This window comes from Chitinophaga hostae (assembly GCF_018224885.1).
In the GTDB taxonomy this organism is placed as follows: Bacteria; Bacteroidota; Bacteroidia; order Chitinophagales; family Chitinophagaceae; genus Chitinophaga; species Chitinophaga hostae.
Genome location: NZ_JAGTXB010000006.1, coordinates 183,779 through 197,329, shown reverse-complemented (window position 1 = coordinate 197,329; position 13,551 = coordinate 183,779). Strand labels below are relative to the sequence as shown.

General features: G+C 42.2%; 9 protein-coding genes. 1 reads left to right on the top strand and 8 read right to left on the bottom strand.

Annotated elements, in window-relative coordinates; all coding sequences use genetic code 11:
- Positions 1 to 3: 3 nt before the first annotated feature.
- Positions 4 to 2,382 (bottom strand): SLBB domain-containing protein, encoded by a 2,379-nt coding sequence (locus KE626_RS14560; RefSeq protein ID WP_211973642.1) that lies wholly within the window; start codon positions 2,380 to 2,382, stop codon positions 4 to 6.
- Between the two features lie 638 nt (positions 2,383 to 3,020).
- Here KE626_RS14560 and KE626_RS14555 point away from each other — a divergent pair.
- Positions 3,021 to 3,521 carry an RNA polymerase sigma factor gene (locus tag KE626_RS14555; protein ID WP_211973641.1) on the top strand — a complete coding sequence of 167 codons (501 nt, stop codon included), beginning with the start codon at positions 3,021 to 3,023 and terminating at the stop codon, positions 3,519 to 3,521.
- A gap of 66 nt (positions 3,522 to 3,587) precedes the next feature.
- Here the strand turns inward: KE626_RS14555 and KE626_RS14550 are convergent, their stop codons facing one another.
- The 7 genes from KE626_RS14550 to KE626_RS14520 form a co-directional block, all read right to left on the bottom strand.
- Positions 3,588 to 4,805 (bottom strand): sterol desaturase family protein, encoded by a 1,218-nt coding sequence (locus KE626_RS14550; RefSeq protein ID WP_346344419.1) that lies wholly within the window; start codon positions 4,803 to 4,805, stop codon positions 3,588 to 3,590.
- A gap of 223 nt (positions 4,806 to 5,028) precedes the next feature.
- A complete protein-coding gene (locus KE626_RS14545; protein ID WP_211973640.1) occupies positions 5,029 to 6,441 on the bottom strand; it encodes an RtcB family protein in 1,413 nt (470 codons plus the stop codon).
- A 6-nt stretch (positions 6,442 to 6,447) separates the two neighbouring features.
- On the bottom strand, positions 6,448 to 7,194 hold the full coding sequence (locus KE626_RS14540; protein ID WP_211973639.1) for a hypothetical protein: 747 nt from the start codon (positions 7,192 to 7,194) through the stop codon (positions 6,448 to 6,450).
- A 124-nt stretch (positions 7,195 to 7,318) separates the two neighbouring features.
- The gene (locus tag KE626_RS14535; protein WP_211973638.1) at positions 7,319 to 8,383 is read right to left on the bottom strand and encodes an AAA family ATPase; all 1,065 of its coding nucleotides are present in this window, start codon (positions 8,381 to 8,383) and stop codon (positions 7,319 to 7,321) included.
- Between the two features lie 957 nt (positions 8,384 to 9,340).
- Positions 9,341 to 9,907, bottom strand: a complete 567-nt coding sequence (locus KE626_RS14530) for a DinB family protein (RefSeq protein ID WP_211973637.1) — start codon at positions 9,905 to 9,907, stop codon at positions 9,341 to 9,343.
- A gap of 579 nt (positions 9,908 to 10,486) precedes the next feature.
- Positions 10,487 to 11,569: a PA0069 family radical SAM protein gene (locus tag KE626_RS14525; RefSeq protein WP_211973636.1), complete on the bottom strand. Its 1,083-nt coding sequence runs from the start codon at positions 11,567 to 11,569 to the stop codon at positions 10,487 to 10,489.
- Between the two features lie 42 nt (positions 11,570 to 11,611).
- Positions 11,612 to 13,459, bottom strand: a complete 1,848-nt coding sequence (locus tag KE626_RS14520) for a glycosyl hydrolase family 28-related protein (protein ID WP_211973635.1) — start codon at positions 13,457 to 13,459, stop codon at positions 11,612 to 11,614.
- Positions 13,460 to 13,551: the final 92 nt, after the last annotated feature.

The following is a 13,551-nucleotide window of genomic DNA, read 5'->3' as shown; positions in this document are numbered from 1 at the left end:
TAATTACTTCACAGTGTTCAATATTGTTACAACGATCAGCGCGATGGACGCCAGGCCGCTACTCAGCCCAACAGCTTCCCCTGTGGTAAGGCCTTTCCGCTCTTTCCTGGTTGGAACATAAATTTCTGCACCCGGTTTTACTTTAGGGTACGCATTAAAGAAAAATACTTTTCTGGTATTTTTCACTTCACCGTTGGCATAAACTATATAACTCCTCCTCTTCAATGCCTGTGATGTAAAACCTCCCGAACCGCGTATAAAGTCTCTGAATTTATAATGTTTATCAAACCGTATTTTCTTAGGGAAATATACCTCACCAAACAGTTGAACTGTTTGCAACCTCATCGGCACCTTAATTTCATCTCCTTCAATCAATAGCAAATCGTATCTTGAACCAGGATGTTTAAGAATCATGTCGAGATTAATACCTAACAATTGTTCATGCTGGTCCACCGCGCTTTTCATCCGGGCGATATCTGAACTATCCTGCAGCTTATTATAAAACAGGGTCAGTTTATTTGACATCAATATGCTATCACCCTCATTTACGAATGTTTTGCGCAACATAACGGCGCCTTCAGCATACGCCTCCGGACGCAATCCACCGGTTCTTTTTATTAAATCAGAAATTCTCTCTGACCGACTATTGATAGTATAGTTGCCCGGGTATACCACTTCTCCGGTTACCTGCACATTAGATTGTGTAGAGTACACAGCTGAGCGGCGTACAATAACTTCATCAAATGGCTCTAACACAAATTCTTTTGCTGCCGGGTTATTGCTAAGATCAGCATTTACATCAAACTGTTGAACAATAGCCTTTACGCTGTCCTTAGGATTATAAACGCCGCTCCTGATCCTCCTGGATACTTCGATACGTTTGCTCGATGCAGCGTCTTTAAACCCTTTAGCAAAAAGAATAAGGTCTTCCAGGTGCATGCTATCGCCATAATCAAAATATCCCGGGTTATTTACCTGTCCATCAATTCTTACCTGATAAGCCTCCCTTAGTTCAAGTTTAGAATATATCATCACACTGTCTTCCTTAAACAACTTAATGGATGCCTTACCTGAGAGCGCGTCCTGAACATTAAAATTGATATAAGCAGGTGTAAAATCAGCCTGCAACCTTCTGATTAACCCTCTCGACAAAGCAGCTATTTCCTTTACACCATCTGCCTTTTTTATCAGGTCAGATACTGTCATATCATTTTCCAATGCATAATCTCCCGGATGAAACACAGCTCCTGCAATGGTTACACGGTTGCTGAATCTGTTCAAAATGGAATCCACAAAAAACTGGTCACCGGATTTTAATTTAAACGTTGATATCTCGCTGGCAGGAATATTCACTACTTCGCGCTCTTTATTATTAATCCGGATTGCACGAATAATGTTTGTGAAAGAAGCATCTGTATACCCTCCTGCATAACCGATAATCTGCTGCAGCGTTTCATTCTCTTTGGCTTCAAAAATTGCCGGGCGCTTCACTTCTCCGGATAATTCAACCCTGGTCTTATAAGGATTTACTTTAACAATATCCTGATCCTGAAGTATAGCATTGTTTGTGAGATCCCCGTTTGCAAGGAAATCATATAGGTCAAAAGTTACGATCGTTTGGCCATTCCTGATTAATTGAATACTGCGAAACGAACCATTTTCATTTGGGCCACCGGAAACATACAATGCATTTGCAATAGACGCCAGGGAAGGAATTGTATAAGATCCTGGCTTTGTTACTTCTCCAATGATCAATACCCGTATACTACGGATATTACCCAGGGATATCTGTACAAACGTATTACCTGACTTAATTCCTCCGTAAATTGTACTCAGCTGTTTCGTAATACGGTTCTTCGCCTCTTCAATGGTAAGTCCGCTTACATAAACCGGTCCAAGGTTCGGGATTCGAATATATCCGTCTGGTGTAACTTTAAGTTTATGTTGTACCTCGGAATAACCATACACATCAATTAATAATTCATCGTCCGTGGCAAGCCGGTAATTCGGAGGAGTGGGTATTCTAAGGTTGGGCTCGAAAGTTAGGTTCTTGTTTGAAAACAATTCTGATCCAAAAATGCGTTTACGCGGATTTCCTGATTTTCCTTTTATTTTGTCGTCAATATCTGGGTTGTCGGAAGTGTCATCCACTTTACGTTCGCCATACTGATCTTCTTCAGCACCACTAGCTTTATTTAAGCGTTGATCAAGTTCTTTATCAAGTCCAAGTTGCTGAATCCTTAATTTTAACTTTAATGCTTCTGAATCAGGAATACCTTTCTGCTGGGCATAGGCATCGATATCGGCCATCCCCATCTTATTCTTCTTCATTTCAGATACCAATTGCCTTATCTGATCATCACTCAGGTCATCAACCTTCATGTTTTCCATTTGATTTTTGGAAAACGTAGATACCTGCGCATTAACGTGTACACAAAAGCCAATAAACAGGAACAGTTGGACCAACAATAATTTTCTTAACATGTATAATAGGATCTAAACTTTCTCGAATACCTTTTTTGGAAACAATTCTTATCCGGCTCCTGCCAAATAAGGTGCAAATCTATTAAAAATACCATATAAATGTTAGTTCCATCAGAATTCCTAACACTTTTGAGATGAAATCATTATGAACTATCAGTTGGGTGTTTAAACATGCGATTGGGTGATATGGCCCCCCTATTGCAAATATGTATCCAAATATTACCTACTACCTAATTTTAAGATAATTATAATATATGATAATTTATAATACAATAATTCCCTCTTATTAAAATCCTTTTTCTACTCTTTTACGTTTATCTACTTATAGCGTCAACTATTTACCTGTTTAGAAAAATCTGTATTACTACTTAAACTACCACCGTTTTTATTGATCTAAGTATTGGCCTGAGATGAATTGCTTGAGAATCAGTTCGATTTAACTAAAAAGTCATGTTTTAACCGCCCCTTGGCATCCTTTGAATACACCTTTTACCCCGGTTTTTTGTTTAAATTAGTTAAGGCAAAACTTAAACATTATGTCGTCTGTTGAATTTAACACCTTGCTTATTGGGAACGCTGACTTCCTGAAACCCTTCGCTTTTACCCTCACTAAAGACGCCGAACAGGCAAAAGATCTTTACCAGGAAACCCTTTTCAGAGCCCTTTCCAACCAGGAGAAATACCTGGAAGGCACCAACATCCGCGCCTGGCTCTTCACCATTATGCGAAACATTTTTATAAATCACTACCGGAAAAAATTAAAGCATCGCATGGTGGCAGAACCCAGTGCCAGCGATTTCTTTATTAATTACCAACAAAACACAGTAAGTAACAAAGCGGCCTCTAACTTACAAATGAAAGATATCCATGTGGCAGTATACCACCTGCCCAATATCTTCAAAAAGCCATTTATGCTTTATTATGAGGGGTATAAATATTTTGAAATTGCAAATATATTACAAGAACCTTTGGGAACGATAAAAAGCCGGATTCATTTTGCCAGGAAAATTCTGAAATCCCAGGTCCCAAGACAATAAACGATAACATTTCATCATTCAACTCATCATCCGGCCCAAAATAACCCTCAGACCGGATAAACCAGGCTATGACCGGTAATAGCCATACACCAGCCGCAGATAATGCTCCTTCAGGTGCGACTGGAAGTAAAAAGCCGTAACCATAATCAGCGCCGCGGCACAAAGAAAACCCGGATGTGGCCAAACGTAATAACCCGCCAGGCACAACACGAGGTAACGGGCATACTCCAGGTAAAATACCCATTTCTTTTGTTCCATAATAGCTCCGCAATTGATCAGCGTAAGCAGGATCAACAGCGTTACACAAGCCTGTATAAATACCGGCACATAATGCTCCAGCAACAGGAAGGAGAATAACAAAACAAGCGTGGCTACAATCTGCCACAAAACATAGTTAAATAGCCTAGGCGTTTCCGTTATATGCGGATTACGTAACAAAAATTTCTCTTCCAATACTTGTCTTGCCCCGGGATCCACATGATCCGGCTTCCCGAAAACAACACGCAATTTATTTTTCCAACCGCGTGCCTGCCGGGCAGAATACAACATCTCCAGGATAAAGTGAAAATGCTGCCAAAGGAAACTGTTGCTTTCCAACGGTTTTGTTAAGCCATACACCGGTTCCTCTTCTTCCTTTACAAACGTGCCAAACAACTTATCCCAGATGATAAATACATCACCATAATTTTTATCAAGATATTGCGGATTGCTGGCATGATGCACCCGGTGATGTGAAGGCGTTACCAGGATATATTCCAGGATCCCCAATTTGCCAATAGTACGGGTATGGATAAAAAATGGATACAACCCATGCACCAATAGCATACTGGTAATCATTGCCGGCGGGAAACCTATAACAGGCAGTATTGCCCAGAAACCGGTACGCACAAACGCCTGGAACACCGTGATACGGGCCGATACTGTATAATTAAACTCCTCACTCTGGTGATGCACTACATGCGCGCACCAGAATACCGTTACTTCATGCGCCAACCGGTGATACCAATACCAGACAAAGTCGGTACAGATTAACAGTGCTACCCACAACAATACACTCGCCTTAATATCAAAGATGGCATAATGACGATACAGATAGTCATACACGAAATAAAAAAGCCCCACTGTAAACGTATCAAGTAAACGTTCTGCAATACCAACGCTCAGGTTAGTAATAGAATCATTGAACTTAAAATACGTCTTACCCTTTTTTCGGGACACCAGGTATTCTAACCCAATGAAAGTCAGGAAAAAAGGAACTGCCAATGCCAGGTAGTTTAAATGCACTTTGTTAAATTTTAAATCCGGAAATCCTTAACCGTAAGACACAGGTTTATACACGGTGCCAGCCCATGTATTGGTAATATAAATAAATATCTGGTGGTGGTAAATTATCACAATACTAAGCAATAAAAATCAAATATCCTACTATTTTGATAGACTAATAAAAACGAAGGGCGAAAACGACTTTCGTCATCTTTCGCCCTCGCTTCATTGCATCATTTCTTTGTTAATCTTCCGGCGGCCCACCATCCGCCATTCTCACCACTTTCGGAACAAAACTTCCGATCACCTCCACCAGCCCTGTTTGAGCGGCCATCACAGTATTGATATCCTTGTAAGCACCCGGCGCTTCATCCAACCCGCCGCCAATCAATGTTACGCCGTTGTCCTGTAACACCTGCTTCAACTGCTGATCTGTAATTGACTTCTGCGCCATAGTACGCGACATCAGTCGCCCTGCGCCATGCGACGCTGATTGCAAACTAGTCACCTCTCCTTTTCCTCTCACAATAAATCCGGGCGCGGTCATAGACCCGGGAATAACACCCAATACTCCTTTACCTGCAGGTGTTGCTCCTTTACGATGTACAATGACCTCTTTACCTTCATACATTTCCTTCCATGCAAAGTTGTGGTGATTTTCTACCCTTGCAAGTAAAGTGGCCCCCATGGCCTGTATCAATCGCTTATGGATTAGATGGTGACAGGCCGATGCATAGTCCCCTGCCAGGTTCATAGCCAGCCAATATTCCTGACCAGCCTCCGAATTCAAGTCGAGGTAAGCCAGGTGTCTTACCTTTTCCGGCAACGGACACAGGTCTTTCGCCACCTGGGTATAATGGCCTGCTATCTGCGCTCCAAGGCCTCTTGAACCGGAATGCGACAGCAAAGCCACATAATCGCCAGGCACTAATCCCCATTCATTTTGTGCGTCCGAAATAGTAGCAATTCCCCATTCCACAAAATGGTTACCGGAACCGGAGGTTCCCAGTTGTCCGGCTGCTTTATCGAACAGGTTCTTTATAAACTTTATTTCCTTAAATTCCTTTCTTTCCAATACCGGATCCGCTTCTCTCTTCTTCCATTCCACACCTGCCCCGAATTTGGTGAAGTTCATCAACTGTTGCTTATATACATCGTCATTTGCCAACAGCGATTGTACCGGCAGGTCCAGTATACTCAAACACATACGACATCCGATGTCCACTCCCACACCGTATGGAATCACAGCATTATCTGCCGCCAGCACGCCTCCGATTGGCAGTCCATATCCCTGGTGACCATCCGGCATTAACGATCCCGCTACGGCTACAGGTAAACGAACTGCATTTTGCAACTGTTGGATGGCGCCGTCAGCGATGTGTTCTTTTCCAAAAACCGCATAAGGCACCGGTATTTCACGCAAAGCAATTTCAGCTGGCGCCACCGGCATCATCAACTGCGCTGCTATCTGACCCAATAACGGGTCATCGGTATAAGCGGCCGGATCGGCCAATACATTCTTTAATACGGCAATTACTTCATCACGGGTTAAATGACTGAAGTGTTCATCCATCACTTTAATAGCCGTCCGAAAGACCGGGCTTTTAGGGTAACCTATTTCCAGCAAGGTTTTACCCCCAACTTTGAAATTTGTCATACTGGGTTAAATTTTATCGTACCATTCATCCTGCAATAATTGCTGCAGGGTATAATATTTAAACTGATATTTCTTTTTTTCTTTCGTACTCCAGCCGCTCCACCTGTAAACGCCGCCATTTCTTAATTTCCAGATCTTGTGATCCAGATAGTGGCGCTTCACATAGTTGTTCAGCTGCTGCATCTGCGATTCCAGTTCCGGTGCCACCATCCTCCTTTGGGTAATCATATTAGGTCTTACACGCAATACAAATCTCCAGGGTTCCTTAATAACCATCCGCTTTTCAGGCACGAGGCTTTGTTTACGAAAGAATAAACGCTCTTCAAAACAGGCAGCTTCCTTATCAGTCAACTTCAATTTCATAAACTGGTCCAGGCTGGGCTGTAATAAATGCTGTTCTCTTAGTACCAGTTTCTTCCTGCCATGCGACCTTTTCTTTACTTTAAAATCCTTACGATGGCTATAATCACAGGTGTTTATTTTAGTCAGCAGCTGCTGGTAAAAATCTGCCTGCCGGCCTCTGGCCACATCGTCCCTCAAAATAAAGAAACGCTTGTAACCTATCATTACCGGCGGTTCCAGGGGAACATATCCGCGGCTTCTCCACGCCTCTCTCAATTTTCTGTCTTCCCTGTAAAGTAGTAAGAGCTGCTTTTCAAATTGTGTACGCGCATCACGTAATCTTCGTCTGTTTGTTCTTATCCGTGATGCGATAATATAATTTTCAATTTCCGTTTGTATTTGATTGTCCATAACCAATGGTTAACTTCCCACTTAATAACCTCCACATTGTGGTGGAAGCGATTGCTCAAGCTGTTGTATATGGACAATTGATTTTTTTTCATGATGATTGATTTGTAAGGTCAATAAATATTATTTATCCTGCCTCTTCCAGCGCTTCCCTTCTGAACCCTATCACATGTTGTTTTCTTTCGAAAGAAGGCTCATGCTGGTTAGCTATTTCCGCGATCGTCATTGGCTTGTTGATAATAGTATCAAAGCCCATATGTTTTGACAATCGCTGCGCTTTATCTACCTGCAGGCGCTTAAATTCATATTTGGCTATCAGTCTGCCTTTACGCAGCAACGCGCTGTCGATAGCAGATAGGTCACTGTTAAAAGAACATACCAGCTGTATATTTAAACAGTCTGCCAGCAAACCATCCGAGAGGTTCAGGAGATTTGATACGGATGAGTTCCCGGAAAATTTGCGATCCATAATTACATTTTCTGCATCTTCTATGATCACTACGCAATTCGGATTATCGATCAGCAGTTCCATGAACTCCGGGTTCATAATATTGTTGGCCAGATCCGGCGACACAAATAATACCCGTTTTTTTATCCTCCCTATAAGGTAACGTAAGTAGGTTGTTTTACCTGTGCCAGGTAAGCCATGCAGCAACACGATACCTTTATCTTTATCCTTCTTCAGCCTTTGCTGTATTACCTTATCTATCTCTTTAAATTCTTCTTCATAAAACATACCTATATCCAGGCGGGTACGTTTTATCTCCAGGCTTTTCAGTTCCAGTCCTTTGCGTCCGCTGGTGATCAGGTTTATTTCATGCGGTTCCCTGCGCTGTTTTTCCTTATATCGTGTAACCATCTCCGTTACCTCCGTTACAAAGGCGGGAACCTGTCCGTTGTGCAGTATTTCACACCATGATTGCCAGAATGCTACTACACAATTATTACTCAGCACCATCAACGTTTGATTATGTTTATACTTTTTCTTTTTGTTATCATAATCTGTATAACGATGTGTATGTGTGATGATACTTTCATATGCTTTTGCAAAAGCGGCGGCAGCTTTGTCGCCATCTACCTCATAAATATTATTGATATCAGGAATCGCATTAAAATTAACGGTATAAACTCCCTTCGGATCAAAATGCTCTCCATCAGTAATATCGATGTTATTATTAACTGTATACTTCATGTTACGCTATCGCTTTAATGTGAATGCCTCCCTGCTGATAAAGATTTACCAGGGCGCTCCGGCCCTGGGTAAATCATACTTATCATGGGGGAAATTACAAGTTATCCTTATGATAACCTGATTGTTGGGGGTTAAATTGCAAACAGAGACGAAAAAAAATATCTTAAAAAGGAGTGAAAGCGGAGCAGGATTACTCCGCCTGCCTGTTTATGTGTACCTCCTCAAATAATCTTTTGTTCTGCAGCACAAAAAAACCCGGCCTGTTTTCACGGACCGGGTTACTAACGTTAACGCATATACTACGTTAAGACATACCTTGTCCGTTTAGCACCCATTGACGGAATGCCATCCTTAAACCATTTACTGCTGCGGGTTTTATCCCATTCTGTTATTGCTGGTAAATTCATTATCACTATAAAACAATAACAAAGAAGCCCGGATCCAAGGACCCGGGCTGCTGTTATACTTACAAATATTTTTAGTCTACCTGTAACCATAAAACGCCCGGAACCCGCGATCCTCTTGCGCTGTGCAAGGGATTGAGCTGCCCATATGTAGATTAAAGCGTTTCATGTTTATAAGTTTCTTTTATTATCAATTTTAACGATGCAAAGATAACAGGATATATTTTGATATTGCAAATTTTTAACAATATATTTTCAAAAATATTTTTACATTGCTCTTTACCGTTTCAATTTTCTCTTCTGCCAAAAACGGTTCAAATACACGGTGATGCTGCCTGTCAGGGTTGCCTTCTTCACTACGAAATTTTCTTGTTCCGATCGTGATGCCGAACTATCATTAACGTATATACGATAATGATCACCTATACATAGCACTCCAAACTATTTCCCTGCTGTATGCCGGTATCGAAAAGGCCGGAACATGTATGCCCCGGCCCCAGTACTTAATAACCAATCAGGATTAACAAAAACAGATGTTGGTGGTCGACCATAGTTATATTAATACCGCACTCTCTTCGAACTCTTTCTCGAGTCGCTGCATCTGACGGATATGCCGTTCGATGTGTTTGGTGAGGAAATAGATGTATTGGTATATATCGAGTTTACCAAGCTGGTTTACAGACATATTAGTGAATACAAGCACACCTTCGCCGTTTTTCAGGAGAGACAGGTTATACATGCACTGGGCATATTGCTGTTTCAGGAGTGTTTTCACCTCCTGAATATTTTTAAAACCGGTAGGCTCCATATGTTCGGGTCTTACCCAACCGAAGGATTTGCTGCCGATAACATCTATCTGGTTTAATTTATCCTGGTAATCTGCCGGCAGGATGACTGTATGGCCAGTCTTTTTACGTTCCAGCGCACGACGGGTACTTTTATTGATGATCAGCAACAGGAAGTAATTGGTGAGCGTAATATGCTCCAATATTTCCCTGATGTTCCACTGATCACGGTCTGGTTTGAAGTGCAGTAATGCCTGGTCTTTTTCAAACCATTGATCCAACTCCCTGAAATTGGTGAGTAAGGCCTCTCTTACAACTTGAATAACGTTTCTCATCATCTAACGTTTTTGGGATTATGCACTTTACTGTTTGCTAATGAAATGGGTTAGCGCATAACGTCTTTTAAAAAATATTTTGTTTGCCATTTTTATGCCGGATTTCGCCACAAAAAAACCCGGCCGTATTTACGGACCGGGCATATCATGTAAAGAGGTTTCTTACACTAACGCATACCGGGTCCGTATGGCTTTTTAAAGGCAAAGCCATCCCGTTTACACCATGAGGTGTATGTTTTTTGCATTACAGTTATCTTTTGAAATTCTTTCAATGTCGTCATTTCATTACTGCTTCAAAAGCAAAAAGTCCCACACTTTTCTTTAGTGCGGGACTTTTGTTTATATCGTTTGATAACTTTTTCTATCGTTAACAATCGGTGCAACATGCCCGCAATCTGGCCTTGACCTGCTTTTGTTTGCAGGCCATCGCTGAAATCTCGTATGTTGATATAAGTTGCACAGTTATTTTTTATTCTTACAGCAAAGGTAATTTTTATTTTTTTTATTACACAAAAAAACACCCTACTTTTTTCCTAGACTTAACATTTAGTTTAAAGTGCAACTATTTTCGACCTGATTTCAGAATAAACTCAACTGGGCATTTGGCCTGCGGAACGCGTCTATATTGAATTCGAAGCGTTCCTGGTTGATACCGTTCTTTTTTGTGTGAATTTTAAATTGTTGCTTTATGAGGTCGGCCATATTCCCATCTCCCCTCATCCGCCGTCCAAATTCGCTGTCATTCACCTTTCCCCCGTGCATACTTTCTATATGATGCCATACTTTATCGGCCCGGTCGGGGAAGTTCTTATAAAGCCAGTCGTTAAAAATAATTTTTACCGCGTCGTTGAGCCGCACCACAGTGTATCCCGCATACTTGGCGCCATTGGCCGCTGCCGCCTCCAGCAAACGGGGAATTTCATGATCGTTTAAACCAGGAATGAGGGGGGCCGTCATAACGCCCACGGGTATCCCAAGATCACTCAGCTCCTTTACCACCTTTAAACGCTGGGCTGCAGTAGCGGTTCGGGGTTCCATTTTCTGGCGCAGGTCTTCCTGCAACGTGGTGATAGACAGGTATACGCATACCAGGTTATCCTGTGCCAGCTGCTGTAACAGGTAGCGATCCCGCAATACCAATGAGTTTTTGGTGATGATGCCCACAGGTTGTTTGTACTCCAGCGCAACTTCCAGCAACTGCCGCGTAAGCCACATCTTACGCTCCACCGGCTGGTAACAGTCCGTATTTCCGGACAACGAAATCGGTTTGGGCACCCAGTTCTTGTTATCCAGAAACTTACGCAGCAACTCGGGCGCATTATGCTTCACGATGATCTTCCGCTCGAAATCGAGGCCGGCACTCAGGCCCCAGTACTGATGGGTGTTCCGGGCATAACAATAAATACAGCCATGCTCGCAGCCCTGGTAGGGGTTCATAGAAAACCACATTCCCACATCCGGGCTGTCCACTTTATTCACCAGGTTCCTCGCATGCTCTTCAAATACCTGCGTAGGCACATCGGCCTGCCACCACTCGTCAATACCTTCGGCATGCTCCTGCGCATACTCATCCGTCAGGTACTTGTTTTTAGGATTTATTTGCGCACCACGGCCTTTATAATATTGAGGTGCTGATCCCCCTTCCTGGAACGGCAAAGTCATATACTAAATATTTTAGTAAAAATACTAAAATATTTAACAAAATCAATTTCCTAAATCTATTGTGCTTCCCGGGGTTAACGATTTCCTGATGTCGCCCGGTAAAACAATCTTCACTTTCTGGGCATCGCCGTTAAAAGGACATACCAGTTGCAATACCTGGAAAACTTCCCCGTTACTGTTGCGGACAGACTTGATAGTACCCGCAGGCCGCTGGCCAACTACACTGCCGACCAAAAAAGTATTCTGTGCCTGTAACCCCTGTTGTGATATATTAACAGAAAATGCTTTCTGCTTAAAAAGAGCACTGCTGCTTAGAACACTGGCTGCCGGCTGACTGGCTCTTCCAGATACCGCGGAAAAAATGTTTCCGTCAATTTTTTTTGCCTTCATAAACGATGCGGGTATTTCAGTTGTATTAACCAGGTCTGCCGGCATACTACCCTTGTTTCGCATCACGTTTAACGACACAGGCGCCGAGTGTTTACGGGTATGGTCATATTGCCTCACAAAAATGGGAGCGTAGCCATCAATTGTATTTTTTTGAATGTCAATATCGCCACCACCGTAAAAGCTCATAGTGGAATCGCTTGTACCACTAAATCTTGAATTATTTACATTGATATCAGTTTTATCAGCAGCATAAACATACCTGTTGCCACCGGTAAAACTGGAGTTGGTTACCTTGAGTTTTACAGATACCATGTAGCTTGCATTTATGATACCCGAAGTTTTATTATAAACGCCACTGGGAGAAGAATTCCACACGCTCACGGGCAGCTGGCTGAATGTACATTGATCTATTAATATCGTTCCTCCTCCCTTGGAAGCAGAGGAAAGATAAATTCCGCAGTACTTATTATTCACGAAAGTGCTTTGTGAAACAGTAATATTAACCGGATTATTTATTTCTCCCCGTTGCACAAGACGTAAACCCACATAGTTATCAGCCCCCTTCACATTTGTAGCAACGAGATTCGTATTTTCAGCAGAAATGGCCGCACCCAAACTTTGTGCATTCCCCCCGGTATAGCAGTCCCGGTATTCTCCCCCTGTTATAGTACAATTCAATGCCCGACCCATATCACCTTCCATCACCACACCACCCTTGGCGGCATATTTACCATACTTCTGAGATTCCGCATTTACCTTGCAATTATTAAAAATATATCGTCTGCCTGGCATAAACTCGGCGGCGCCATTGGCAAAATTATCTATGGCAAACCCGGCATACCCCAATGATGCCGCATTTGCAAAACAATTATTAAACGTTACTAAATCAGAGGAACTCGCGTAATACACCCCCGTGGAACCACAAAATCTGGCCGTAACATTATTGATGGAAATGTTTTTGCTTCTGGTAATCAAAACAGCGTGTCCACCTTTATTAATCATCCAGTCCACCCGCTTGTCCGGCTCTGCAAATTTGCCCGCCGCATCAGCATCCCCCCAGTTTTCGCCTTTACTTTCAATACATAACTTCTGAAGAATAACATTACTGCATTCGTCTATAGACAACGTAGTATAAAAAGTTGTTTTACCAGTTTTTGCCTGCTGATTGTCAACAAATAAGCGGCTTGCATTGCCATCTCCGGAAACAGTAACGTTTTGTTTGTTTCTCACTATCAGCGCGTCACCAATCAGGTAATTCCCCGATGGGAAATAGACAGTTTGGCCCGCAACGGCCATGTCAAGTACTTTATTGATCGCTTTACTGTCGTCCGACCGACCATCGCCTTTAGCGCCAAATTGTTTCACATTCAATATTTTAGCGTAATTGCTATTTACGCCGACCACGTGCGTGTTAACATTTTTTTCTATCGGAACATCAACAGGTTGTGGTGAAAGGGTTCTAAATAAGACCATCGTAAAAAATGGAAGTACTGTAAGCATGATGGTTAAATTTTGTTCGAAATAATTCAATCCTGGAACATGACAATTAAAGTTAACGCAAATTGCATTAACTATTTGACCCCGAGATAGTT